The sequence below is a fragment of the Streptomyces sp. BYX5S genome (genome assembly GCF_054724165.1).
Window position 1 is genome coordinate 1,505,917 of sequence record NZ_CM138829.1, and the last position, 24,679, is coordinate 1,530,595.

24 protein-coding genes, 1 other RNA gene and 1 pseudogene are annotated in these 24,679 nt (G+C 72.8%); 12 read left to right on the top strand and 14 right to left on the bottom strand.

The features are described 5' to 3' along the window. Positions 1-81: 81 nt before the first annotated feature. A complete protein-coding gene (locus ACYBSK_RS06730; RefSeq protein WP_460245479.1) occupies positions 82-798 on the bottom strand; it encodes an ABC transporter permease in 717 nt (238 codons plus the stop codon). Next, positions 798-1,721 carry an ABC transporter ATP-binding protein gene (locus ACYBSK_RS06735; RefSeq protein WP_460245480.1) on the bottom strand — a complete coding sequence of 308 codons (924 nt, stop codon included), beginning with the start codon at positions 1,719-1,721 and terminating at the stop codon, positions 798-800. Before ACYBSK_RS06735 ends, ACYBSK_RS06730 begins: the two co-directional genes overlap by 1 nt. A gap of 261 nt (positions 1,722-1,982) precedes the next feature. Between ACYBSK_RS06735 and ACYBSK_RS06740 the strand changes: the two genes are divergently transcribed. From ACYBSK_RS06740 to ACYBSK_RS06750, 3 genes are all read left to right on the top strand, one after another. After that, the gene (locus tag ACYBSK_RS06740; RefSeq protein WP_460245481.1) at positions 1,983-2,837 is read left to right on the top strand and encodes a MaoC/PaaZ C-terminal domain-containing protein; all 855 of its coding nucleotides are present in this window, start codon (positions 1,983-1,985) and stop codon (positions 2,835-2,837) included. 40 nt (positions 2,838-2,877) lie between these two features. Further along, a complete protein-coding gene (locus tag ACYBSK_RS06745; RefSeq protein ID WP_457475944.1) occupies positions 2,878-3,954 on the top strand; it encodes a Zn-dependent alcohol dehydrogenase in 1,077 nt (358 codons plus the stop codon). A 206-nt stretch (positions 3,955-4,160) separates the two neighbouring features. After that, positions 4,161-5,099, top strand: a complete 939-nt coding sequence (locus tag ACYBSK_RS06750) for a 3-oxoacyl-ACP reductase (RefSeq protein ID WP_460245482.1) — start codon at positions 4,161-4,163, stop codon at positions 5,097-5,099. A gap of 87 nt (positions 5,100-5,186) precedes the next feature. On the opposite strand, the gene ACYBSK_RS06755 is transcribed toward ACYBSK_RS06750, so the two are convergent. Together ACYBSK_RS06755 and ACYBSK_RS06760 are read right to left on the bottom strand one after the other, a co-directional pair. Beyond that, complete coding sequence (locus ACYBSK_RS06755) at positions 5,187-5,360, bottom strand: hypothetical protein (protein ID WP_457475946.1); 174 nt, start codon at positions 5,358-5,360, stop codon at positions 5,187-5,189. Between the two features lie 55 nt (positions 5,361-5,415). Continuing rightward, positions 5,416-6,570, bottom strand: coding sequence for a hypothetical protein (locus tag ACYBSK_RS06760; protein WP_460245483.1), 1,155 nt, complete (start codon positions 6,568-6,570; stop codon positions 5,416-5,418). 201 nt (positions 6,571-6,771) lie between these two features. Here ACYBSK_RS06760 and ACYBSK_RS06765 point away from each other — a divergent pair, with 201 nt between their 5' ends. The 3 genes and pseudogenes from ACYBSK_RS06765 to ACYBSK_RS06775 all read left to right on the top strand — a co-directional run. Next, complete coding sequence (locus tag ACYBSK_RS06765; RefSeq protein WP_457475948.1) at positions 6,772-7,632, top strand: Nif3-like dinuclear metal center hexameric protein; 861 nt, start codon at positions 6,772-6,774, stop codon at positions 7,630-7,632. After that, a complete protein-coding gene (locus ACYBSK_RS06770; protein ID WP_457481673.1) occupies positions 7,629-8,372 on the top strand; it encodes a zinc ribbon domain-containing protein in 744 nt (247 codons plus the stop codon). Before ACYBSK_RS06765 ends, ACYBSK_RS06770 begins: the two co-directional genes overlap by 4 nt. Before the next feature lie 199 nt (positions 8,373-8,571). Beyond that, positions 8,572-9,216, top strand: a pseudogene (locus tag ACYBSK_RS06775) (histidine phosphatase family protein); the annotation flags it as partial. A 19-nt stretch (positions 9,217-9,235) separates the two neighbouring features. Here the strand turns inward: ACYBSK_RS06775 and eda are convergent. Further along, positions 9,236-9,880: a bifunctional 4-hydroxy-2-oxoglutarate aldolase/2-dehydro-3-deoxy-phosphogluconate aldolase gene (eda, locus tag ACYBSK_RS06780; RefSeq protein ID WP_457475949.1), complete on the bottom strand. Its 645-nt coding sequence runs from the start codon at positions 9,878-9,880 to the stop codon at positions 9,236-9,238. Between the two features lie 69 nt (positions 9,881-9,949). Then, a complete protein-coding gene (gene yaaA, locus ACYBSK_RS06785; RefSeq protein WP_460245484.1) occupies positions 9,950-10,732 on the bottom strand; it encodes a peroxide stress protein YaaA in 783 nt (260 codons plus the stop codon). Positions 10,733-10,825: 93 nt separating this feature from the next. On the opposite strand from yaaA, the gene ACYBSK_RS06790 reads away from it, so the two are divergent. Beyond that, positions 10,826-12,271 carry an RNB domain-containing ribonuclease gene (locus ACYBSK_RS06790; RefSeq protein WP_460245485.1) on the top strand — a complete coding sequence of 482 codons (1,446 nt, stop codon included), beginning with the start codon at positions 10,826-10,828 and terminating at the stop codon, positions 12,269-12,271. Here the strand turns inward: ACYBSK_RS06790 and ACYBSK_RS06795 are convergent. Both ACYBSK_RS06795 and ACYBSK_RS06800 read right to left on the bottom strand, forming a co-directional pair. Then, positions 12,222-13,034, bottom strand: coding sequence for a hypothetical protein (locus tag ACYBSK_RS06795; protein ID WP_460245486.1), 813 nt, complete (start codon positions 13,032-13,034; stop codon positions 12,222-12,224). The genes ACYBSK_RS06790 and ACYBSK_RS06795 overlap by 50 nt on opposite strands. Beyond that, the gene (locus tag ACYBSK_RS06800; RefSeq protein WP_460245487.1) at positions 13,031-13,795 is read right to left on the bottom strand and encodes a MerR family transcriptional regulator; all 765 of its coding nucleotides are present in this window, start codon (positions 13,793-13,795) and stop codon (positions 13,031-13,033) included. Before ACYBSK_RS06800 ends, ACYBSK_RS06795 begins: the two co-directional genes overlap by 4 nt. Before the next feature lie 203 nt (positions 13,796-13,998). Between ACYBSK_RS06800 and ACYBSK_RS06805 the strand changes: the two genes are divergently transcribed. From ACYBSK_RS06805 to ACYBSK_RS06815, 3 genes are all read left to right on the top strand, one after another. Next, complete coding sequence (locus tag ACYBSK_RS06805) at positions 13,999-14,568, top strand: Uma2 family endonuclease (RefSeq protein ID WP_460246971.1); 570 nt, start codon at positions 13,999-14,001, stop codon at positions 14,566-14,568. A gap of 46 nt (positions 14,569-14,614) precedes the next feature. Continuing rightward, positions 14,615-15,014, top strand: an RNA gene (gene rnpB, locus ACYBSK_RS06810) — RNase P RNA component class A. Positions 15,015-15,111: 97 nt separating this feature from the next. Continuing rightward, positions 15,112-16,536 carry an MFS transporter gene (locus ACYBSK_RS06815; protein ID WP_460245488.1) on the top strand — a complete coding sequence of 475 codons (1,425 nt, stop codon included), beginning with the start codon at positions 15,112-15,114 and terminating at the stop codon, positions 16,534-16,536. Between the two features lie 18 nt (positions 16,537-16,554). On the opposite strand, the gene ACYBSK_RS06820 is transcribed toward ACYBSK_RS06815, so the two are convergent. From ACYBSK_RS06820 to ACYBSK_RS06835, 4 genes are read right to left on the bottom strand one after another with little or no spacing between them, the layout of a single operon-like run. Further along, positions 16,555-17,034, bottom strand: coding sequence for a hypothetical protein (locus ACYBSK_RS06820; RefSeq protein ID WP_460245489.1), 480 nt, complete (start codon positions 17,032-17,034; stop codon positions 16,555-16,557). A gap of 16 nt (positions 17,035-17,050) precedes the next feature. Further along, on the bottom strand, positions 17,051-17,908 hold the full coding sequence (locus tag ACYBSK_RS06825) for a heme ABC transporter ATP-binding protein (RefSeq protein ID WP_460245490.1): 858 nt from the start codon (positions 17,906-17,908) through the stop codon (positions 17,051-17,053). Beyond that, positions 17,905-18,987 carry a FecCD family ABC transporter permease gene (locus tag ACYBSK_RS06830; RefSeq protein WP_460245491.1) on the bottom strand — a complete coding sequence of 361 codons (1,083 nt, stop codon included), beginning with the start codon at positions 18,985-18,987 and terminating at the stop codon, positions 17,905-17,907. Before ACYBSK_RS06830 ends, ACYBSK_RS06825 begins: the two co-directional genes overlap by 4 nt. A gap of 1 nt (position 18,988) precedes the next feature. Beyond that, positions 18,989-20,038: a heme/hemin ABC transporter substrate-binding protein gene (locus ACYBSK_RS06835; RefSeq protein ID WP_460245492.1), complete on the bottom strand. Its 1,050-nt coding sequence runs from the start codon at positions 20,036-20,038 to the stop codon at positions 18,989-18,991. Between the two features lie 121 nt (positions 20,039-20,159). Here ACYBSK_RS06835 and ACYBSK_RS06840 point away from each other — a divergent pair, with 121 nt between their 5' ends. Together ACYBSK_RS06840 and ACYBSK_RS06845 are read left to right on the top strand one after the other, a co-directional pair. Further along, positions 20,160-21,578: an HtaA domain-containing protein gene (locus ACYBSK_RS06840; RefSeq protein ID WP_460245493.1), complete on the top strand. Its 1,419-nt coding sequence runs from the start codon at positions 20,160-20,162 to the stop codon at positions 21,576-21,578. 38 nt (positions 21,579-21,616) lie between these two features. Beyond that, positions 21,617-23,149 carry an HtaA domain-containing protein gene (locus tag ACYBSK_RS06845; RefSeq protein ID WP_460245494.1) on the top strand — a complete coding sequence of 511 codons (1,533 nt, stop codon included), beginning with the start codon at positions 21,617-21,619 and terminating at the stop codon, positions 23,147-23,149. 25 nt (positions 23,150-23,174) lie between these two features. Here ACYBSK_RS06845 and ACYBSK_RS06850 read toward each other — a convergent pair whose 3' ends face one another. Further along, positions 23,175-24,080, bottom strand: coding sequence for a glycosyltransferase family 2 protein (locus ACYBSK_RS06850; protein WP_457475961.1), 906 nt, complete (start codon positions 24,078-24,080; stop codon positions 23,175-23,177). A 43-nt stretch (positions 24,081-24,123) separates the two neighbouring features. Further along, entirely contained in the window at positions 24,124-24,675 is a 552-nt protein-coding gene (locus ACYBSK_RS06855) for an MOSC domain-containing protein (protein ID WP_460245495.1), read from the bottom strand. Positions 24,676-24,679 lie beyond the last annotated feature (4 nt).

Here is a 24,679-nt window from a genome sequence, read left to right on the forward strand (position 1 = left end):
GACCACTCGGCCCGCGCGTCCCGCCACGCCTGGATGCCGTGACCGACCCTGTTCCCCAACACCGTGACCAACCCCCGTCGTTCAGATGGTGCGTGCGGACCTGCGGTACGAGACCACAGCGTACGAACCGAACACCAGCAGCCAGCCGGTGAGTACGGCGAGAGCGGCCACCGACGGCGCGTGGCCGTCCGCGACGGCCCTGCCGAGCTGGGCGAACCGGTTGGTGGGCGTGAACGACGACACGTCCCGCAGCCACCGCGGGAACAGCTCGACCGGGAACCAGAGGCCGCCGACCACCGCGAGCCCCAGGTAGCAGAGCATGTTGACGCCGCCCAGGGCCTGCGAGGTCAGCCGGTAGCCGTTGCCGAGGCCCAGCATCGTGAACGGCAGCGAGCCCAGCCACAGCAGCACCGCGAGCGCGGGCCACTTCCAGGCGTCCATCCGTACGCCGTTGACCAGCGCGCCCGCCAGCAGCACCGCCAGGACGGCGGGCAGCACCGTCACCGCTCCGGTCAGCGCCCGCCCGATCACGCCCTGACGTGGCGTCATGGGTGTGATCCGCAGCTGCCGCAGCCAGCCGATCGCCCGGTCCTCGGCGACCCCGCCCGCCGTGTTCAGGGCCGCGCCGAGCGCCCCGTAGGCGGCCATGCCGATCATCGACGCCGTCCGCCAACTCTGTTCCGCGTAGCCGATGTTGGTGAACAGCAGATACATCACGACCGGCATCGCGACCGTCCCCAGCACGAACCGTCCGTCGCGCAGCGTGCGCCGTACTTCGAGCCGCAGGTAGTCCCACATCACACACACTCCACGTGGTCGTCGAGCGCGCTGTCGTCCGCCGTCAGCGCCATGAACGCGTCGTCCAGGGAGGCCGGTTGGACCTCCAGGTTCCGTACGAGGCCCTGCGCGGCGAGCGCGAGGACCGTTCCGTCGGAGTCCGTGCTGCGCAGCCGGGCCCGGTCGCCGCGCACCTCCACCGCCGTCACTCCCGGCAGCAGCCCCAGCCCGTCCGTGCCCCGGCCCGCCAGATCGAAGGAGACGAGGGTGCCGCCGCCCGCCCTGCGCAGCTCGTCGCCGCTGCCGTCGGCGGCGACCCGGCCGCGGTCGATCACCACGATCCGGTCGGCGTTGGCGTCGGCCTCCTCCAGGTAGTGCGTGGAGAACAGCACGGTGTGGCCGCGCCGCGCGTAGCCCCGCATCGACGCCCAGAACGCGTGCCGTGCCTCGACGTCGAGGGCGGCGGTCGGCTCGTCGAGCACGAGCAGCGCCGGGTTCCCGGCGAGCGCCACGGCGAACCGCACCCGCTGCGTCTGCCCGCCCGACAGCTTGTCGACCCGGCGCCCGGCCAGCTCCTCGATCCCGGCGAGCCGCAGCGCCTCCGGCACGGCCATGGGCCGCGGGTACCGCCCGGCCACGAACGAGACCAGTTCGGCGACCGTGACCCGGGGCACCGCCCGCCCCTCCTGGAGCATCGCGCCGACCCGGCCCGCCCGTACGGCGGTCTCCGGCGCGGCGCCGAACAGCTCGACGCCGCCCGCTTCCGGCTCGTCGAGGCCGAGGAGGAGCGCGATGGCGGTCGACTTGCCCGCGCCGTTGCGGCCGAGCAGCGCCACCGTCTCGCCCGCCGCGATCTCCAGATCGAGGCCGTCGACGGCCCGTACGTCCCCGAACGTCCTGACGGCCCCCGTGAAGGAGACGGCCGCTGCCTTCGTCGTCTTCATGGCCATGACGCTACGGAGCGGGGCCCGGCCGGCGGCAGATCCGGTTGTCCGCACCTCGACGGTACAAATGTCACACGCACGGTTTCTGACGTGCCGTCAGAAAGGTCCGCCGCGGCCCTTCCCAAGCCATGCGCTCTTGGCTATACATGGGTCGCCGGGTAGAACCTGTTCCACTTCACCCGGCCCGTGACGACCTCGGTGCGGCCGACGGTGCGGACGGCCGCACCGAGGTCTTGACCAGCCTTAGGAGCGTTTGCCTCTATGCCCATCGACGCCGCGAAGGCCGTAGCCGCGCAGCCCAGGTCCGCAGGGATCGCCTGGGACCACAAGGACGTCCAGCTCTACCACCTCGGTCTCGGCGCGGGCATCCCCGCCACCGATCCCGACGAGCTGCGCTACACCCTGGAGTCGAAACTGCACGTCCTGCCGAGCTTCGCGACCGTGGCGGGCGCCGGAATGGGCGTCGTCGGCGGGCTCTCCGCGCCCGGCATCGACGTGAACCTCGCGCACGTGCTGCACGGCGGCCAGACCATCGAGCTGCACCGCCCCATCCCCGTGAAGGGACAGGCCACGACCACCTCGCGGGTCGCCGCCGTGTACGACAAGAGGAAGGCGGCCGTACTCGTCCTGCGCAGCGAAGTCGCCGACGCCGACGGCCCGTTGTGGACCAGCGACTCGCAGATCTTCGTCCGCGGCGAGGGCGGCTTCGGCGGCGACCGGGGCCCCTCCGAGCGCCTGGAGGTCCCCTCCCGCGAGCCCGACCGCACCGTGGACCGGCCCATCCGCGAGGAGCAGGCCCTCCTCTACCGCCTCTCCGGCGACTGGAACCCGCTCCACGCCGACCCGGAGTTCGCCAAGCTGGCCGGCTTCGACAAGCCGATCCTGCACGGCCTGTGCAGCTACGGGATGACGCTCAAGGCCGTCGCGGACACCGCCCTTGGCGGCGACGTCTCCCGCATCACCCGCTACCGCACGCGCTTCGCGGGCGTCGTCTTCCCCGGCGAGACGCTGCGCGTGCGCATGTGGCAGGAGCCCGGACGGATCCAGGTCACCGTCGCGGCGGTGGAGCGCGACGAGGCACCGGTCCTCGCCGACACGGTCGTCGAGCACAGCTGACACCACCCGTACGCACGTCCACGCGAAGGAGCCGCACGCCATGCGAGCAGCCGTACTGCAGGAGATAGGCCAGGACAAACTCGAGGTACTGGACGACGTCGAGGCGGTCGGCTTCGGTCCGGGCAAGGTGCGGGTCCGGCTGCGCGCCACGGGCCTGTGCCACTCCGACATCTCCGCGATGAACGGGGTGCTGCCGCAGCCGGCGCCGTTCATCCCCGGCCACGAGGGCGCGGGCGAGATCGTCGACGTCGGCGACGGTGTCACGCACCTCACGCCCGGCCAGCGGGTCCTGATGTGCTGGCTGCCCGCCTGCGGTGCCTGTCCCGCCTGCAAGCGCGGCCAGACCGAACTCTGTCTCGCCGGATTCATGAACGCGGGCACCCCCAACTTCAAGCGCCCCGGCGGCGATGTCTTCGGCTTCGCCGGGACCGGCACGTTCACCGAGGAGGTCGTCGTCAACGCGGCCTGCGCCGTGCCCATCCCCGACGACGTGCCCTTCGACATCGCCGCGCTCATCGGCTGCGGCGTCACGACCGGGCTCGGCGCCGCGATCAACACGGCGGACGTGGCGGCCGGTTCGTCGGTCGCGGTCATCGGCTGCGGTGGCGTCGGCATCTCGGCGATCCAGGGCGCGCGGCTCAAGGGCGCGGCGGAGATCGTCGCCGTCGACCCCGTGGAGTCACGGCGCGAGGCCGCGCTCACGTTCGGCGCCACGAAGGCGATCTCCCCCGACGAACTGGCCGACGCCAAACAGAGTGTCACCGGCGGCGAGGGCTTCGACTACGTCTTCGAGGTCGTCGGCAAGTCCGCCACGGCGCGCACGGCGTACGAGACGACGCGGCGGGGCGGCACGCTGGTCGTGGTCGGGGCGGGGGCCATGGACGACTTCCTCCAGCTCAACATGTTCGAGCTGTTCTTCGACGAGAAGCGGATCCTGCCGTCGATGTACGGGGGCGGGGACGTCCTTCAGTCCTACGAGCGGGCGATCGCCCTGTGGCGGGCGGGCCGTATCGACCTCGAATCCCTCATCACCCATCGGGTGCCCCTGTCCGACATCAACGAAGCCCTCACCCAGATGCGCACCGGCACCTCCCTCCGCACCTGCATCCAACTCTGACCCCACCCCGGGGCTCCGCCCCGGCCCCCGCGCCTCAAACGCCGGCGAGGCTGGATGGCATGCGCCTCACGGGCTGGTGCGCTCCGGGGATCGGGTGTTGTTTTTGAGCCCCTCCGGCGATTGAGGAGCGGGGTCCGGGGCGGAGCCCCGGGGGTGCAACGCCGTCGCAGCGCAACCGAAACCGAACCGAAGGGAAACGCTCCCGTATGCCCACGCCGCTCACCGGCCGCACGGCCATCGTCACCGGCGCCGGCCGCGGCCTCGGCCGCGCCGAAGCCCTCGAACTCGCCCGCCTCGGCGCCCACGTCGTCGTCAACGACTTCGGCCAACCCGGCCGCGACGGCACCGGCGCCGCGACCACCGGCCCCGCCGCCCGCGTGGTCGCCGAGATCGAGGCCGTGGGCGGCACCGCCACCGCCCACACCGGCGACGTCGCCGACCACCAACAGGCCGAGGAACTCGTCCAGTTGGCGATCGACACCTACGGCCGCCTCGACATCCTCGTCAACAACGCCGGCATCCTCCGCGACCGCATGATCTTCTCGATGACCGAGGACGAATGGGACTCGGTCATCCGCGTCCACCTCAAGGGCCACTACAACACCAGCCACTTCGCGGCCCGCCACTGGCGCACGGCCGCGAAGGCATCCGGCGGCCCCGTCTACGGCCGCATCGTCAACACCTCGTCCGAGGCATTCCTCGCCGGCTCGGCGGGACAGCCCAACTACGCCGCCGCCAAGGGCGGAATCGTCGGACTCACCACCTCCACCGCACTGGCCCTCGCCAAGTACGGCGTGACCGCCAACGTCATCTGCCCGCGCGCCCGCACCCGTATGACGGAGGACGTCTTCGCCGGATTCGCGCAGCCGGAGGACGGGCTCGACCCGCTCGCGCCCGAGCACGTCGCCCCGCTCGTCGGCTACCTCGCCTCACCCGCCGCCGCGAACGTCAACGGCCAGCTGCTCGTGGTGCACGGCGGCATGGTCGCCGTGGTCGACCGGCCCAGGGTGCAGGCGAAGTTCGACACGACCAAGGACGCGTTCACGTACGACGAACTCGACGCGCTGCTCACGCCGCACTACAAGGACCGGCCCCCGAACGAGACGTTCGCGGCGGCGGAGGTCCTCGGCCTCAAGCACGACTGACCCGCCCCGGACAGGGCTGAGGGGCCCGGCAGTCGCCGGGCCCCTCAGCCGTGACGTTTCTTCAGATGGTCTGCCGAACGTCGGACGCTACGCCTCGTCGGCGCGCGGCCCACGGTGCCGCCCACGCGGCCTCGACTCCTGATCGCCGCCGCCCGCCATGGGCGACGCGGACACCTCGCCGCGATGCCGACCCGAGCCGGCCCGCATCTGGTGCGCCGCCTCCCAGTCGACCTCGGCCTCCGTGCCGTTGCCTTCCGTCATCGGAACATTCACCCCGTAAACACGTACAAGATCCTTCAGTTGCAGCCGGGCGAGTCTAACGGTCCGTGCCCCGGCCACCGAGAGGCGCCTGCCCCAGGGGAACGGGACGGGGCGCGACCGGCTCCGGCGGTCTCGGTTCCGCCGGTTCCGGCGCCCTCGGGGGCGGCTCCGGCAGGGTCGTCCGCCAGAGCCCGCAGGGCACGTCCTCCGTGACGTACGGCAGGGAGAGCACGCCCTCGCGCGAGAAGAAGCCGCTGCCCTCCAGCCAGCCGCCGGGCGCCGCGATCTGGTGCATGCGGCCCTCCGCGGGCCGCCACAGACCGAGCCACGGCGAACCGCCCTCCGCGCTCGCCACCCGCAGCGCCACCGCGCAGTTCTCCGGCATCAGCGACTGGCCGGGCTGGATGGCGAAGGGCGTCAGCGCGCAGTCGGCGAGCCGCAGCGACTCCGGGAACCGGATCGGCAGCGTACTGCCCAACACCCCCCACCCGAGCCGGAGTTCACCCGGTGTCGGGGCGTCCGAGCGCAGCAGGACGAGGCCGCTGTCGAGGTCGGCGAGGAGCAGCCGGTCCTCGCTGTCCTCCGCGATCTGGAGCAGCGGGGAGACCGCGCCGCCCCGGTCCAGATCGACCACCACCGTCTTCACGGGGCCGTCGGCCGCCCCCTCCGCGCCGGGCAGCGCGCGGTCCAGCGCCAGCAGCCGGGTCTCCCGGTCCAGCCACACCCCGCCCGAGCAGCGCCCCGGCACCTCGGCGAGCAGCTCGGGCCCGCAGGCGCCGCCCGCCACCTGCCACACGGCCGACGACTTCGCGCCGACCGCCAGCGCGTAGGCGAACCGGCCGTCCGGCGCGGGCGGCAGAAGGGTGAGGTGTTCGCACTCCACGGCGCCGAGCGACACCTCGCCGGTGCCGGGGCCCGTCGGGTAGAGCAGCGAGAAGAGATGGCGCCCCGCGGCGCGGCGCCGGATCAGCACCCGCCCGTCGGTCAGGGGCAGCACCGCGGTGCCGGGCTCCTCCGGCTGACCGGCGGGCAGCGGCACCGCGTAGGGCTCCGGTCCGTCCAGGGTCCAGCGCTCGGGGAACCAGGAACCGGGGGTCGCGCCGTCGTGCGCGAGGCGCGCCGCGTACGACGCGTCCGCCGTGAGCACACATCCCGTGTGCGGCGGTTTCGACCGAGTCTCCGTCGTGGGTTCGGCGGCCAGGGCCGTCATGGATCAGTCACCTCCGCTTGTCCCGGCCGACGCTAGTTTTCGCACGAACCTCCGTCGCATCCGGCGCCCGCCGTTTCACACGAAAGGTGGGCGGTGGCTGGAATCGGCTGTGCGCGGCGGGCGCCGTGTGCTCCCCTGCCGCCGCCCGGCGGTACGGGCCGGGCTTGGGGGTGGGGCAGGGGGCGCAGGTAACCTGTCTGCGTGCCCCGTCTGTCTGAAGTAACCGCCGCGCTCGACGCCCTCTGGCCTCCGGCCCTCGCCGAGGGATGGGACGCGGTCGGCACGGTCGCCGGCGACCCGGACGCCGAGGTGGGCCGGGTGCTCTTCGCGGTCGACCCGGTCCAGGAGACCGTCGACGAGGCCGTGAAGCTCGGCGCGGACCTGCTGGTCACCCACCACCCGCTCTACCTGCGCGGTACGACGACGGTGGCGGCCTCCACGTTCAAGGGCCGCGCCGTCCACACGCTGATCAAGAACGACATCGCGCTGCACGTCGCGCACACCAACGCCGACAAGGCCGACCCCGGTGTCTCCGACGCCCTCGCGGGCGCCCTCGGCGTCCGCGTCGTCCGCCCCCTGGTCCCGGACCCGTCCGACCCGGAGGGCCGCCGCGGCCTCGGCCGGATCTGCGAGCTGGAGCACCCGCTGAGCCTGCGCGAGCTCGCGGGCCGCGCGGCGGACCGGCTGCCCGCGACCGCGCAGGGCATCCGCGTCGCGGGCGACCTCGACGCGACGGTGCGGACGGTCGCGGTGAGCGGTGGCAGCGGCGACAGTCTCTTCGAGGACGTGCGCGCGGCCGGTGTCGACGCCTTCCTCACCGCGGACCTGCGCCACCACCCGGTGAGCGAGGCCCGCGAGCACAGTCCGCTGGCGCTGCTCGACGCGGCGCACTGGGCCACCGAGTGGCCCTGGTGCGAGCTGGCCGCAGCCCAGCTCGACGAGATCTCCGACCGTGCGGGATGGGACCTTCGGGTCCACGTCTCGAAGACGGTCACCGACCCCTGGACCGCCCACGCGGCGTCCAACCCCCAGTCTGTTTCTAACCTTGGAGCCCCCAACTGAACGCCGCGCCCGCCGACCAGATCCGTCTTCTCGACGTCCAGGACCTCGACGTCCGCCTCCAGCAGCTCGCGCACAAGAAGAAGACGCTGCCCGAGCACGCCGAGCTCGAGACGCTGACCAAGGACCTCACGCAGCTGCGCGACCTGCACGTCGCCGCGACGACCGAGGAGAGCGACTGCGCCCGCGAGCAGACCAAGGCCGAGCAGGACGTCGACCAGGTCCGCCAGCGCGCCGCCCGCGACCAGAAGCGCCTCGACTCCGGCGCGGTCACGTCGCCGAAGGACCTGGAGAACCTCCAGCGCGAGATCGCCTCGCTCGCCAAGCGCCAGGGCGACCTGGAGGACGTGGTCCTGGAGGTCATGGAGCGCCGCGAGTCCGCGCAGGAGCGGGCCGGTGAGCTGGCCGAGCGGCTGTCCTCCGTCCAGGCCAAGGTCGACGACGCCACCTCGCGCCGCGACCAGGCGTCGTCCGCCCTCGACGCGGACGTCGCCTCCATCGCCAAGGAGCGCGAGGTCGTCGCCGGGTCCATCCCCGCCGACCTGCTGAAGCTGTACGACAAGCTCCGCGAGAAGGAGGGCGGCGTCGGCGCGGCGAAGCTCTACCAGCGCCGCTGCGAGGGCTGCCGCCTGGAGCTCAACATCACGGAACTCAACGAGGTCCGAGCCGCCGCCGCGGACGCCGTCGTCCGCTGCGAGAACTGCCGCCGCATCCTGGTCCGCACCTCCGAGTCGGGCCTCTAGGCCCCTGGCCCCTCTGGCCCCGCCGGTCCTCTCTCAGCCTCGCCGGCGCTTGAGGCGCGGGGCCCGGGGCGGAGCCCCGCGACCGCAACATCGGCACCGGCCCTTTTCAGCCTCGCCGGCGTTTGAGGCGCGGGGCCCGGGGCGGAGCCCCGTGACCGCAAGGCCGGTGCGGCCCGCCGGAAGGGAAGACGTGGCACCACCAGACCTCGGACCACCCACGGCATTCGTGCTGCTCCGGCACGGCGAGACCGCCCTCACCCCCGAGAAGCGCTTCTCGGGGAGCGGGGGCGACGACCCCGCGCTGTCCGCGGTCGGGCGACGACAGGCCGCGGACGCCGCGTCGGCCCTGGCCGCCCGCGCCGACATCGAGACGATCGTGACGTCCCCCCTGGCCCGCTGCCGCGAAACCGCCGAGGCCGTCGCCACCCGCCTCGGCCTCGGGGTCGAGGTCGACGCCGGACTGCGCGAGACGCACTTCGGCGCGTGGGAGGGGCTCACCTTCAAGGAGGTCGGAGCACGGTACCCGGACGACCTCACGGCATGGCTCGGATCGCCCGACACCGCCCCGACCGCCGGAGGCGAGAGCTTCGCCGAGGTCGCCGAGCGAGTGGCCGCCGCGCGGGACCGCCTGGTCGCCGCGCACCGGGGCCGCACCGTCCTGGTGGTCAGCCACGTGACCCCGATCAAGACCCTGGTGCGGCTCGCGCTCGGCGCCCCGCCCGAGGCGATGTTCCGCATGGAACTCGCGGCGGCCGCACTGTCCACGGTCGCGTACTACGCGGACGGAAACGCGAGCGTGCGCTGCCTCAACGAGACAGCGCACCTGAACCGACCGGCCGACTAGGGAAGTTTGACGACAGGCCCTAGCGCAGCGCACTCGCCTCGCGCGCCAGCTCCTCCACCCGTCCCCAGTCCTTCGCCGCGACGGCGTCGGCCGGGAGCATCCAGCTGCCGCCGACGCAGCCGACGTTCTTCAGCGCCAGGTAGGCGGGCGCGTTCGCGGGGGAGACGCCGCCCGTGGGGCAGAACCGGGCCTGCGGCAGCGGGCTCGCGAGCGCCTTCAGGTAGGCGGCGCCGCCCGCGGCCTCGGCCGGGAAGAACTTCATCTCGTGCACGCCGCGCTCGATCAGCGCCACGACCTCCGACGTCGTGGAGACGCCGGGCAGGAACGGCACGCCGGACTCCTTCATCGCGGCGAGCACCGTGTCCGTCCAGCCGGGGCTGACCAGGAAGCGGGCGCCCGCGGCGACCGAGTCGGCGACGTTCGCGGGCGAGATCACGGTGCCCGCGCCGACGACGGCCTCCGGCACCTCGGCGGCTATTGCCCGGATCGCGTCGAGCGCGGCGGGCGTCCGCAGCGTCACCTCGATCGCGGGCAGGCCGCCCGCGACGAGCGCCCGCGCGAGCGGCACCGCGTCGGCGGCGTCCTCCACCACGACGACGGGGACGACGGGGGCGAGATCCAGCACGGAGGCAGAGGCGGCCGAGGCGGCGGCAGTCGAGGTCATGGCCCCATCCTGCCCCGCCCGCAGCAACATACGCAAAGGGCGTTGCGCATGTTGCAATGGACGTCGTCGTCAGTGGACCTCGTCCACCAGCACGTCCAGATTCCACGGCCGCCCGGCCTTCGCCGGCTCCTCGACCTCCACGACGTACCCGAGGTCCCGCAGGGCGCCGACCAGCTCCGCCGGACCGGCCGGCGCGACCCCCGCCGTCAGCAGCGACCGGACGATGCGGCCCTTGGTCGCCTTGTTGAAGTGGGAGACGACCTTGCGGGTCGGCGCGTGCAGCACGCGCACCGTCGCCGTCCGCTCCGCCACCTCACCCTTCGGCTTCCACGCACTCGCGTACGCCGCCGACCGCAGGTCCAGCACCAGCCCGTCCCCGGCCGCCTCCGGCATCACCTCGGCCATGGGCCCCCGCCAGTACGCGCCCAGCGCGCCGAGCCCCGGCAGCTTCACGCCCATCGAGCAGCGGTAGGAGGGGATCCTGTCGCCGACGCCGACCGCGCCCCACAGCCCGGAGAACACCAGCAGCGACCTCGCCGCCCGCTTCTTCGCGGCGGCGTCGAGGGAGGCCAGGTCCAGGGCGTCGTACAGGACACCCGTGTAGATCTCACCGGCCGGGCGGGCGCCCGCCGTGCGCAGCTCCGCGTTCTTGGCGACCTCGCCGCGCAGCCCCTCGCTCAGACCGAGCACCTCGCGCGCCTTCTCCTCGTCGGCCGCGCACAGCTCCACCAGCTCGTCCAGGGCGGCCGCCCGCGCCTCGGCGAGCCCCGGCAGGGACAGCCCCTCCGGCTTCAGCGGCGCCCCGCGTCCGGAAGCGGCCTTACCCTCCGACGGCGGCAACAGCACAAGCACGGGGCACTCCTCAAGCACGTACGGGAACAACGGTCGATCGACGCCCCAGCGTACGGCGTGCCAACCCCGCCACCGGCTTCTACGCTTCATGGCATGCCCCGTCGCCACCTCCGTGTGACCGGCGCGGCACGGGAACCGCTCGGTTCCGTGCTGCGCGCACTGCGTACGAAGCTGGACGTGCCCCTGGAGTTCCCGGCCGACGTGCTCGCGGAGGCGGAGCGCGTCGCCGCGGAGCCGCCCTGGCTGCCCGACCGGGACGAGACGGCGGTCCCCTTCTTCACCATCGACCCGCCCACGTCGACCGACCTCGACCAGGCCATGCACCTGTCGCGTCGCCCCGGCGGCGGCTACCGCGTGCGGTACGCGATCGCCGACGTCGCCGCGTACGTCGCGCCCGGCGGCGCCCTCGACACCGAGGCGCACCGCCGCGTCACCACCCTGTACTTCCCCGACGAGAAGGTCCCGCTGCACCCCACCGTGCTCAGCGAGGGCGCCGCGAGCCTGCTGCCCGGCCAGACCTGTCCGGCCGTCCTGTGGACGATCGACCTGGACGCCGACGGGCGCACCGAGCGCACCGACGTCGCCCGCGCCCTCGTCCGCAGCCGCGCCAAACTCGACTACGCGGGCGTGCAGCAGGCCATCGACGACGGCAGCGCCGAGGAGCCGCTCGCCCTGCTCAAGGACATCGGGACGCTGCGCGAGGGGCTGGAGGTCGAGCGCGGCGGCATCTCGCTCGACGTGCCGGAACAGGAGATCGTCGCGAGCGACACCGCGTACGAGCTCGCCTACCGGGCCCCGCTGCCCGCCGACGCGTGGAACGCCCAGATCTCGCTGCTCACCGGCATGGCCGCCGCCGACCTGATGCTCGCGTCCGGCACCGGCGTCCTGCGCACGCTGCCCGCCGCCCCCGACGGCGCGGTCGGCCGGCTGCGCCGCACCGCGACGGCCCTGCACATCGAGTGGCCGCACCACGTCCCGTACTCCGACCTCGTCCGCTCCCTCGACCCGCGGATCCCGCACCACGCCGCGTTCCTCCAGGAGTGCACGACGCTGCTGCGCGGCGCGGGCTACACCGCGTTCCGCGGCGGCCAGGTCCCCGACCTCGCCACGCACGCCGCCGTCGCCGCGCCCTACACCCACTGCACGGCCCCGCTGCGCCGCCTCGTCGACCGTTACGCGGCCGAGCTGTGCCTGGCCGCGTGCGCCGAACGGGGCGTTCCCGAATGGGTGTTGACGGCACTGGACGACCTCCCGAAGGAGATGGCCGAGGGCACCCGGCGCGCCAACACCGTGGAGCGCGAGTGCGTCGACATCGTCGAGGCGGCGCTCCTCGCACACCGGGTCGGCGACCTCTTCGACGCGGTCGTCGTGGACGTCAAGGACCGTGAACCCGCAGTCGGCACCGTCCAGTTGACCGAGCCCGCGGTCGTCGCCCGGATCGAGGGCGGTACGGGGGCGCTGCCGCTGGGGGAGCGGCTGCGGGTCCGGCTCACACAGGCGGACCCGGGCTCGGCGAAGGTGCTGTTCGCGCCCGCGTGAGCTCCAGGGCGCGGGCGAGCGCGTCCGGGTCCTCCGCGTGCAGACGCACGAGGCGGATGTCCTGGGGGCGTCCGAGGAACGTGAAGTGCGTTACGGGATCGGCGAGTTCGACGGTGAGGGACGTCTGCGCGCCGATGTCCAGATTCAGCTCGCCCTCCTTCGCCTCGTGCGTGTACATGTTCTCGCGGCGCACCGCCGTGATCCGCTCCAGCGGTATCCGCAGGTCCACGAGGATGCCCCGGCGCACCCGCAGGGTGTCGTCCGACACCACGTGCGGTCGGGTCACGGCGGCGGCGTGCAGGCCGAGGATCCACACCACCGTGTAGACGTCGAGGAAGAGCACGACGCCGTGCAGCAGCGGCCAGTCGCGCAGCAGCGCCCACATCGCGAAGGTCTCGACGACGCACACGAACGTCAGGGCGTACATCATCACGGCCTGCCCCCGGGCGTACGGAAACGCGCTCGCCCCCACCGGGACGCCGTCGCGGCGCCGCGTCACCCACAGCGCGTAACTCGCGAACACCCGCAGCTCGTGCCCCGCGATCCGACGGACCCGGGCCGGAACGACCTCCCGCACGGCGCCCCGGCCGCCGCGCCGGTACAGCACCACGAGCCCGCAGGCTTCGAGGACGAGCACCGCGACGACCGCGGCCTCGACGGCGCGGGGCGGCCGGACGCCCACCAACAGGCAGACGAGGAAGACCAGTTCGGCACCCACGACGACGCAGGTGAGAACCCTCAGCGACGTCCGGAGGGTGGTCACGACGCACCGCGCTCGGCGGCCGTCCGCAGCGCCAGCCGGACGGCCTCGGCCTGGGCGGGGGAGAAGTCGGAGAGGAAGGTGTCGAGCAGCGTGCCACCGTCCGCCAGGGCGTCGCCGGTCGGCAGCTCCGGCGGCACGCACGCCGCCAGCGCCCGCGCCGCCTCGGCGACCCGGGGGTCGTCCACCGGGGCGTCGGCGAGCGCGTCGAGCCGCGCGTACACGTCGCGGGCCGCGTCCAGGGCGCCAGGCCCGGAGAGGGCGGGCAGCAGCACCGACATCAGCATCTCGCGCTCCTCGGGCGGCGCCGCCGTGTCGATGAGGGCGAGCACCTCGCGGTCCTTCGCGGCCATAGGCGAATCGAGCAGGTCGTCACCCAGTTCACCGAGAAAGGCGGTCAGCTCCGGCGAGAGCGGCCCGTCGGCGGGCAGCCGCCCCTGCTCGGCGTCGGCGAGCAGCGCCCGCAGCCGGGCCCGCCGCGCACGGATGGCGGTCTCCTGCCGCGCCAGATCGTCGTCCAGCTCACCGAGCACCTCGACGAGGTCGCGTCCCGCGTCGTCCGCGAGCACGTCCCGCACCTCGGCCAGCCCCAGCCCCAGCTCCGTGAGCCGCCGGATCCGCGCGAGCTCGACAGCGTGCCGCAGCCCGTACGCCCGATACCCGTTCCCGAGCCGCTCGGGCTCGGGCAGCAGCCCCAGATGGTGGTAATGCCTGACGGCCCGCGTGGTCACCCCGACCACCCGCGCCAACTCTCCGATCCGCATGCCCTCAGTAGAAACGTTGACGCTGCGGCAAGGTCAAGCGGACGGCGAAGGCGGCCGTGGTGCTCGGGAGTCGGGCGCCGGGAGCCGACGGAGACCGGGGCCCTGTGCCACGATCGGGGGAACGGTCCCCGATCTCGACGACAGGAGATCCCCCGATGCCCCAGCGTGACGAGCGACCGAAGGAGGAGCGTGACATGACCGCCATGGCACATGAGCCGCTCACGCAGGCCGACGTCCTGCTGGAGGGTTTCCTCGCGCTGGACACCCCGGAGGGATTCCGGGCGGAGCTGATCGAGGGGGACATCGTCGTGACGCCACCGCCGGACGGGGACCACGAGGACTGCATCGGACTGGTCGTGAATCAGGTGATCAGACGTTCCCGGACCGACATGCAGTTCTCCGGGAACAAGGGCCTGAAACTGAAGAGCGGAGGTGCCTGCCCGAAGAACCATGCGATCCCGGACGGCACCTTCGCACCGGCGGAACGCCGTCTCTTCCGGGGCGCCGACTCCTGGATGCCGTGCGAGGGCGTCGCCCTGGTCGTCGAGGTCACGTCGAGCAAGCCGCAGGCCGACCGGGAGGCCAAGCGGCGCTGCTACGCCCATGGCGGCATCCCCCTCTACCTCCTCATCGACCGGGAAGCCTCCTCGGTCACCCTCTTCCGCGACCCCGAGGGCGACGACTACCGGGAGCACTGCACCCGCCCCTTCGGCAAGGCCGTCGCCCTGCCCGAGCCGTTCGCCTTCGACCTGGAGACGGCCGACTTCCTCTGAAGGGGAGTGCCTCGTGACCGCCAGGTAGGATGGCGGGCACGGCAGACGAGCCGGGCGGGCGGCCGCGTGGGGTTCTCCGGAACCTCCCGAGGAACGTCCGGGCTCCACAGGGCAAGGTGGTGGCTAACGGCCACCCGGGGTGACCCGCGGGACAGTGCCACAGAAAGCAGACCGCCCAGCTTGCTGGGTAAGGGTGAAACGGTGGTGTAAGAGACCACCAGCGCCTGAGGTGACTCAGGCGGCTAGGTAAACCCCACCTGGAGCAAGGTCAAGAGGGACCGCCTCTTCGGAGACGGTCCTGCGCGGACGATCGAGGGCTGCCCGCCCGATGTTCGCGGGTAGACCGCAGGAGGCCGGTGGCAACGCCGGTCGTAGATGGATGGCCGTCACCCCGACGACCGCGAGGTCCCGGGGTACAGAACCCGGCGTACAGCCCGACTCGTCTGCCCTTTCTTCCCTCGCGCCGGCGACGCCCCCTACGCCAGGTCAGAAGCGGAATCAAGACCTTCATTTAGCTGTCACTTACAGCTAACGTCTGTGAGCATGAGTGAGCAGGGCGTCACGGGGGCTGCCGCCACCCCGGACTTGGACGACACGACGGACCCGGTCGGCAGGCTCGACCGGTTGCCCGTCGGACCGTGGCACAAGCGGTTGACCGCGATCGTCGGCGTAGGGGCCTTCTTCGATCTCTACGAGGTGTTCCTCGGGGGCGTGCTCGCCGCCGCGCTCGCCGAGTCGTGGGAGCTGTCCGGGACCGAGAAGTCGTGGCTGATCGCCTCCGGGTTCCTCGGGATGTTCGTCGGCGCCAACGTGCTGTCCGTACTCGCCGACCGGTTCGGGCGGCGCAAAATGTTCCTGGTCAACCTGGGGCTGTACTCGCTGTTCTCGCTGGCGTGCGCCTTCGCGCAGGACGCCACGCAGCTGTCCGTGCTGCGCTTCCTCGCCGGGCTCGGCCTCGGCGCCGAACTGGTGCTGGTCGACACGTACTTGGCCGAGTTCCTGCCCCGCAAGGTGCGCGGGCGCTACATCGCCTGGGCGTACACCCTCGGCTTCGTCGGCGTGCCCGTCGCGGCGCTGCTCGGCGCGAGGCTCGTCGCCAAGCACGAACTGTTCGGCATCGACGGCTGGCGCTGGCTGCTCGTCGCGGGCGCGCTCGGCGCCGCCTTCATCCAGGTCCTGCGGACCCGGCTGCCGGAGTCGCCGCGCTGGCTGGCGTCGCGGGGGCGGGTTGCCGAGGCGGACGCGGTGGTGCGAGCCATCACCTCTCAGGTCCGGCCCAATCAAGCTTCGGTTGCGGGGGAGCTGCGTCAAGCCTCTGCGGCGATTGAGCAGCGGGGCCCGGGGCGGAGCCCCGAGACGTCCACCACGGTGCCGCTCAGCCGCATGTTCAAGGCCCCCTACGCCCGCCGCACCATCATGTGGTGGATCTTCCAGATCCTCCAGACCGTCGGCTACTACGGCTTCGGCTCCCTCGCCCCCGTCGTGCTCCAGGCCAAGGGTCACACCGTCACCGAGTCCCTGTCCTACGCCGCCCTCAGCTACCTCGGCTACCCGGTCGGCTCGGCGCTGTCCGTGCCGTTGATCGACCGGATCGAGCGGCGGACGCTCATCATCCTGTCGGCGCTCGGGATCGCCGCGTTCGGACTCGTCTTCGGGTTCGCGGAGGCGTCCTGGCTGATCGTCGGCGCGGGCTTCCTGCTCACCGTGTGCTCCAACGTCTTCTCGAACGCCTTCCACGTCTACCAGACGGAGATCTTCCCGACGGGCCTGCGCTCCAGCGCCATCGGCATCGCGTACTCGCTGTCCCGGCTCACCTCGGTGGTGCTGCCGTTCGTCGCGATCGACGTGCTCGAAGACCTGGGCGCGGACGCGGTGTTCATCGGGTCGGGCGTGCTGATGCTGATCCTCTGCCTCAATGTGCGGATCCTCGGGCCGCGCACGACCGGGCGGAGCCTGGAGGCGATCTGAGGCCGCGCGTGGGGCCCGTCACGAGGCCCGGACGTGGGGGCGGGACGCCGCGATGAAGTGGTGGATCAGGGTGCGCGACTCGTTCCGGACGACGCGGAGTTCCTCGCGGTCGGCGGCCGTGACGATGCGGTCGACGGATTCCATCGCCTCGCGGGCGAGCGTGGTCAGCGGCGGGTCCTCGGTGAGCAGTTCGACGCGGAACATCGCCTCCATGGCCGCCGTCCGCAACCGCTGCGCCTCGCGCCGCAGTTCGTGGACGTCGACCGTCTCGCCCGGCCGGTCCACGTGCTCGGGGAACCAGCGGTCCAGCTGCCCGCGCCGGTAGTTGGCGAGCGCCCCGCCGAACGCGCAGTACGCGTCGATGCGTTCCTGCCGGAGCCGTTCGACGCGCGTGAAGTCCTGGGCGCGGGCCGCCGTGCGGCTTTGGAGTACGTGGCTGAGGCCCGCGCCCATGAGGGTGCCGAGGACCGCTATGACGCTGGTGATGACGACGACCATGGGGACAGCCAACCAGTCACGGCCGTACCGGCACCACCAGCGTTGCCCCGGTGCGCGGGTGCGGCAGCACCTCGACGGGGTGCTGGTAGACCTCGCTGAGCAGCGGCCCCGCGAGGACGTCCGGGGGCGGGCCCGCCGCCGTGACGCGTCCGCCGTGCAGCACCGCCACCCGGTCCGCGTGCGCGGCGGCCAGGCCCAGGTCGTGCAGGACGACGACCACCGCGTCGCCCGCGGCGGCCCGCTCCCGGCACACCCGCAGGACCAGTTCCTGGTGGCGCAGGTCGAGCGCGGCCGTCGGTTCGTCCAGGAGCAGCAGCCCCGCCGACTGGGCGAGCACCCGGGCCAGGGCCACCCGCGCCCGCTCGCCGCCGGACAGCGCCGAGAACGGGCGGGCGGTGAACGCCGCGGTCTCCGTCGCCGCGAGCGCCGCCGCGACCACCGCGTCGTCCTCGTCCTCGCGCGCCGTGCCCGCCCACGGCGCGCGGCCCATCCGGACGACGTCGCCGACCGGGAACGGGAAGGAGAGCGTCGCCGACTGCGGCAACAGGGCCCGGCGCAGCGCGAGTTCGGCCGGTGTCCAGGCATCGGCCGGGCGGCCGTGGACCCGCAGTTCCCCGGAGGTGGCCGGGAGGTCCGCCGCCAGCGCCGCCAACAAGGTTGATTTCCCTGCCCCGTTGGGGCCGACGAGGGCGAGCACCTCGCCGGCCCGCACCTCCAGGTCGACGCCGGACAACACCTCCCTGCCGCCCAGGGCGACGTGCAGGCCGCGGGCCTCGGCGACCGTGTCCCCTGCCTCGTACCGCTCGGGCAGCGCGCGGGAGCGAGGGCCCCGCAGCAGGGTGCTCCAACGGGGCGTGCTCCGACGGGGCGTCATGCCCAGCCTCCTTGCTTGCGGCGGGTGCGGCGCAGCAGCCAGAAGAAGAACGGGCTGCCGGTCAGCGCGGTGAGCACCCCGATGGGGAGTTCGGCGGGGGCCGCCACCGTGCGGGCGGCGAGATCGGCGGCGACCAGGACGGCGGCGCCGCCGAGGGCGCTGCCCGGGACCAGGAAGCGGTGGCCGGGGCCCGCGAGCATGCGCAGCAGGTGCGGGACGACCAGGCCCACGAAGCCGATGACACCGGAGACCGCCACGGCCGCCGCCGTGAGCAGCGCGATGACGAGGATGAGGGTGATGCGGAGCTTTTCGACGTCCACGCCGAGGTGCCGGGCCGGGCGTTCGCCGAGCGACAGCAGGTCCAGCTTTCTCGCGTACGCAGGTGCCAGGAGCAGGCCGGCCGCCGCGCAGGGCAGCACCGCGAGCACCTTCGGCCAGGTCGCCTGCGCCAGCGAGCCGAGCTGCCAGAACGTGATCTGGTTGACGGCCGCGGCATCGGCGTAGGAGAGGAACAGGCCGATGAGGGCGCCCGCGAAGGCGTTCACGGCGATGCCCGTGAGGATCAGCGTGACGACCTCCGTGCGGCCGCCCGAGCGGGACATCACGTAGACGATCAGGACCGTCACGAGGCCCGACACGAACGCGCAGGCCGTGATCGTCCACGTCCCGAGGAAGTTCAGGCCGAGCGCGATGCAGGCGACCGCGCCGACCGCCGCGCCCGACGAGATGCCGATGACGCCCGGCTCGGCGAGGGGGTTGCCGAACACGCCCTGCATGAGCGCGCCCGCGCAGCCGAGCGAGGCGCCGACGAGGAGCGCGAGCACGACGCGGGGCAGCCGTACGTTCCACAGCACCGACTCCCCGACCCGGTCGAGCGGGGCCCCGCCGAGGCCGAGCCGGTGCTGCACCGACCCGAGGATGTCGCCGGGCGCGATGTCGTACGCGCCGATCCCGGCGGAGGCCAGGGCGAGCACGATCAGGGCACCGACCAGACAGACCGTCAGGAGCCATGCTCTGCTTCGTCGTTGGGCAGGCGCAGCCGTGGGCGGCGTCTCGGGCTTCGTCACCGTCGTCGCCATGTCACGCGCCGTCCCTCGCGTACAGCTGGTCCACGATCGACTTCAGTACCTGGTCGGTGCGTGGGCCGTAGTTGAGGAGCACGCCGTCGTCGACGGAGACGACCCTGCGGTCGACGCCCGCCGGGGTCTCGGCGACGCCGGGGATCTTCACCAGGCCGTCGATGCCGCCGACGGAGTCGAGGCCCTTGGTCATGACGAGGATCGCGTCCGGCGCGGCCTTCGCCAGAGCCTCGCTGGTGATCGCGGTGAAGTCCTTCTCCAGGCCCGAGGCCGCGCCCGCGTCGACGGCGCCCGCCGCGTCGAGCAGTGAGGCCGCGCCGGACTCCTTGCCGCCGATGAGGTACACGGAGGCCGAGCCGCGCAGGTACAGGAAGGCGACGCGCGGCTTGTCGCCCTTCCTCGCCGGGATGTCCTTCTGCACGGCCTCGATCCGCTCCTCCGAGCGCTTGGTCAACTCCCGCCCCGCCGACGGGACTCCGAGCGTGTCCGCGACCGCCTGAATGCGGGCGCCGACGTCGTCGAGGCCCTTCGCCGGGTCGATGACGACCACCGGGACGCCCGCGTCGCGGATCTGCTCCATCGCCTCCGCGGGGCCCGAGGTCGTCTCGGCGAGCACCAGGTCCGGCCTCAGCGACAGCACGTTCTCGGCGGAGACGTCGTGGTTGCGGGTGACCACCGGCAGCTTCTTCGCCTGGTCGAACGTGGCGGTGATGTCCCGCGCCACGACCCGCTTCCCCAGCCCGAGCGTGAAGACGATCTCGCTGAGGCTGCCGGACAGCGGCACGATCCGGTCGGCCTTCTTTACCGTGACCTTCTCGCCGTCGGCCGAGGTGACGGCTGCCGGAAGGTCCGGTTCCGGCGTGGAGGCGAGCGGTTCGAGGCGGTTCGAGGTCGCGGCGGCGGCCGCCTTGCCGTCGGATCCGGCCGGGGCCGTGTTCGTGGAGCCGCCGCCGCAGGCCGTGGCGAACAGGGCGAGGACGGCGACGAGTACGGGGATCAGCGCGCCGGTCCGGCGGGGTGCGGGCGGGGCGGGGGCGGCTGGCGTCGGCACGCGGGGACCGTCCTGTCGTAAGCGGAGGGGCTGTTGGCGGAAGCGATCATAGTTTAGGTTAGCCTTACCTAAGTCGCCAGGGTCTGGTGGCATCTGGTGCTGGAGTCCCGGAGGAACCGTCATGTCCCGACGCGCACCGATACGCGTCCTCGCCGTCGCCCTGTTCACGAGCCTGCTCGCGGCCCTGCTGCCGGTCGCCGGCGCCCACGCCGCGGCCCGCACCGTGCAGGGCGGCCGCCTCGACTGGGGTGTGAAGTCGTCCTTCCAGAGCTACATCACCGGGCCCATCGCGAAAGGCAGTTACACGCTGACCGGGGGAGCGGCGACCGTCGGCGCCAGCCAGTTCCGCTTCCACTCCGCCCGCGGCAGCTACGACGGCTCGACCGGCGCCTTCACCTCCTCGTTCTCCGGCGGCGTGCACTTCGTCGGGCACAAGAAGAGCGACGGGTCCCACGAACTCGACATGACGATCAGCAACCCCACCGTCCGCGTCGCGGGCGGCTCCGGGACGCTGTACGTCGATGTCGTGAGCAAGGCGAAGGGCACCGGGGCGGTCACGTCGTCCCGCCAGGTGCCCTTCGCCTCCCTCTCCCTCGGCGGCATCGACATGAAGGGCGACGGGAACGCCGTCGTGCTCAACAACGTCCCCGCCACGCTCACCGCGCAGGGCGCCACGTCCTTCGCCGGGTACTACACCGCGGGAACGGCCCTCGACCCGGTCAGCCTGTCCGCGGACGTCGCCCCCAAGAAGGCCGCGGACACGAAGACGTCCGAGGCATCTCCCTCCGCCACCAAGAAGGCCGAGAAGAAGGAGAGGGAGAAGCAGGCGAAGGCGGCCGACTCCGGGAAGCTCCGCGACGGAGCCGTCGACTGGGGCGTGCGCCGCACCTTCCGCGAGTACGTCACCGGGGACATCGCCCAGGGCGAGTGGAAGCTCGCCGACGGGGCGCAGGACGGCGGCGCGCTGTTCCGCTTCCCCGAGGGCGAAGGGTCGTACGACAAGAAGAAGCAGACCCTCGACGCCGAGTTCACCGGATCCGTGCGCTTCACCGGCGCGCACGGGCTCGACCTGAAGTTCGCGGACGTGTCCGTCGCCGTCGCCGACGGCAAGGGCACCCTGCGCGCCGACGTCACCGGCGAGGACGGCACCCGCAAGGACACCGCCGTCGTCACCTTCGACGCCGGTGAACTCGCCGCGAAGGACGGCCTCGTACGGGTCGACGAGGCACCCGCGAAGCTCACCGCCGCCGGGGCGAAGGCCTTCGGCGGGATGTACCGCGAGGGGGCCGCCATGGACCCGGTCTCCCTCGCCGTCGCGCTCGACGCCGACGCCGCTCTGCCCGCGCTGCCCGACCTCGGCAGCTCCGCCTCGCCGAGCCCCGACACCGGCTCCGCCGCCCCGAAGACCACGTCCGCCGCGGCGGAGAAAAGTTCGGGGCTCTCCGGCGGCGCGGTCTCCGGGATCGTCGCCGCCGTGGCCCTCGTGCTCGCCGGCGCCGGATTCCTGGTCCTTCGCTCGCGCCGCTCCCCGCGCCCCTGAACGGGCGCTCCCTCCCGAAGAGTTGAGGAAAGAACCCCATGTCTCGCACCCGTAAGCACCTCACCAGACACCCGATAGCCCTCGCCGCGGCCACCGCCGTCGTGCTCGGCAGCGGCGCGCTGAGCCTGCCCGCCTTCGCCGCCGAAAAGGCCGCGCCCACCGTCGAGCTGAAGGACGGCACCCTCGACTGGGGCATCAAGGAGTCCTTCCGCAAGTACGTCACCGGCATCGCCGCCGGGAAGATCGAGGCGACCGACGGAGCCACCCAGGCCGCCGACAACGGCCCCTTCACCTTCAGTGGCGGCACCGGCACCTACGACACGGCGACGCACGGCACGGACACCGCGTTCAAGGGCGCCGTCCGGTTCGCCTCCACCGCGCACGGCTTCGACATCAAGGTCGCCGACGTGAAGGTGGTGACCTCCGGCACGACCGGCCACATCGACGCCGACGTCACCCTCAACGGCACCACCCAGAACGACATCGAGTTCGCCACGCTCGACCTGTCCGCCGTGAAGCCGGGGCAGGGCGCGGGCGGCGCCATGACCTTCAAGGACATCCCGGCGACGCTGACCGCCGACGGCGCCGCGGCCTTCAACGGCATGTACAAGGAGGGCACCGCCCTCGACCCGGCGACGCTGACCGTCACCGCGGCCCCCTCCTCGCCCGAGCCGTCCGCCCCGCCGACCACGTCGCCGAAGCCGACCGACCCGGCGACCGCCGAGCCGAAGCCCACGAAGACCGCGACGCCGACCGGCAAGCCGACCGCGTCCGCGACCGGGAACACCGACGCGGCCGTCTCCGGCGAGATCGTCGACGGCAACCTGGACTGGGGCGTCAAGGAGTCCTTCCGTACGTACATCACGGGCCCCATCGCCAAGGGCAAGGTCGAACTCTCCGGCGGCGCGGGCAAGAACGGCTCCGGGTACCGATTCGGCGACGCGAGCGGCAGCTACGACGCCGACGCCACGTCGCTGGACGCCACGTTCACCGGCAAGGTCCGCTTCCTCGGCCACCAGGAAGGCGGCGACTACGCCCTCGACCTGCAATTCAGCCAGCTTCGGGTGACGGCGAAGGGCGGCAGCGGCAAGCTCGTCGCCGACGTCTCCAGCAAGGACCAGGAGACCGGCAAGGTCTCCACGTACGACGGCCTGACCGTCGCCACCCTGAAGCTCGGCTCCGGCGCTCTCACCGCGAAGGACGACGTCGTCGAGGTGAAGGGCGCCGCCGCGACCCTCACCGCCGACGGCGCCAAGGCCTTCGGCGGCTTCTACGAGGCGGGCGCCGCGCTCGACCCGGTCACCGTCGCCGTCTCCCTCGACGAGAACGCCGAGCTGCCCGCGGGCGGTTCGGGCGGCTCCAACGGGGGGACGAGCGGCGGCACTTCGGGCACGACGGGCGCTGCCGGCACCGGTTCGACCACCGGCGGCACCGGTTCCACGACCGGTGGTTCGCTCGCCGCGACCGGGGCGGACGTCCCGGCCGGAACGCTCGCCGCGGCCGCCGGGCTGATCGCCGCGGCCGGCGCGGGCACGGTGTACGCCACGCGCAGGCGGCGTACGCAGTCCTGACGACCCCGCCCGGCCGTCCGTCGCGTCAGATCAGCGGCGGGCGGCCGAGCCGCGTCATCCGCCACACCGTCCGCCAGCGCATCGGGCGCCGCTCACCGGCGGACGCGCGCACGCCCTCGGCGAAGCCGCCCGCCCAGGCGCGCAGACCGCCGAGCGACCTCGTGCGCAGCAGGGTGATGCCCGTCCACACCGCGAGGTACAGCGGGATCAGCGGCAGGGGGAGACGGCGGCGGGCCAGCCACACCCGGTTCCGGGCGGTCATCCGGTGGTAGACGGCGTGCCGGGCCGGGGACGTCTTCGGGTGCTGGAGCAGGAGGGCGGGCTCGTAGAGGACCTTCCAGCCGGCGTCCAGGGCGCGCCAGGCCAGGTCGGTCTCCTCGTGGGTGAAGAAGAACTCGGCGGGCCAGTCGCCCGTCTCCTCCAGCATCTTCATCGAGAAGCCGTGGGCGCCGCCGAGGAACGCGGTGACGAGCCCGCGCCGCATCGGGTCCTTGGCGCGCAGCCGGGGCACGTGGCGGCGCTGGGTCTCGCCGAGCTCGTCGGCGATCCGGAAGCCGACGATGCCGAGCTTCGGGTCCTCGGCGAACAGGCGCTGGATGGTCGAGAACACGTCGGCGTCGACGAGCAGCCCGTCGTCGTCGAGCTCCACGGCCACGTCCACGTCGCCGAACTCGCGCAGCCGGGCGAGCGCGACGTTGCGGCCGCCGGGGCAGCCGAGGTTGTCGTCCAGCTCGACGGTCGTGACCTCGAACGGGTAGCCGGGGTACGCGGGCAGCGGCGTCCCGTTGCCGATCATGACGACGCGGGTGGGCACCGCATCCTGCTTGGCCACCGATTCCAGGAGGGCGTCCACGTCCTTGGGCCGGTTGCCCATGGTGACGATGGCCACACCCAGGCGCGGGAGTTCGGTGCTTCGGTGCCTGTCAGTCATGGCGGCGATGGTAGCCGTTCACCTGACGCCCGCCGTCGGGGCGTCAGACGCGGTCGAGCGGCACGAACGGCTCCGCCGGGAGCTCCACGCGGATCGTGTCGCCGGGGCGGACCTCTCCGCCCTCCCGTACGACGCTCATGATCCCGGCCTTCCGGACGATCGCGCCGGTCTCCGGGTCCCGCCCCACGACCTTCTTCAGCAGCCCGTCCTGGAACGCGTCGATCTGGAGGCACGGATTGCGCAGGCCCGTGACCTCGACGACCGCGCCGTCCTCCCCGAGGTGCAGCAGGGCCCCGGTGGGCAGGGCGAGGAGGTCGATGCCGCGGGTCGTGATGTTCTCGCCGAGGTCGCCGGGGCGTACCGCGTGGCCCGCGTCGGCGACCTCCCCGAACAACTCCTCGTGCATCAGGTGCACTTGGCGGAGGTTCGGCTGGGTGGGGTCCTGGGCGACGCGCGAGCGGTGCTTGACGGTGACGCCGGCGTGTACGTCGCCCTCCACGCCGAGGCCCGCGAGCAGGGTGATGCTGTCGCGGTTCGGCTTCGTGAAGGAGTACGTGCCGTTGCTGCTGACCGCCGTGACGATGCCGTCGCCCATTCCG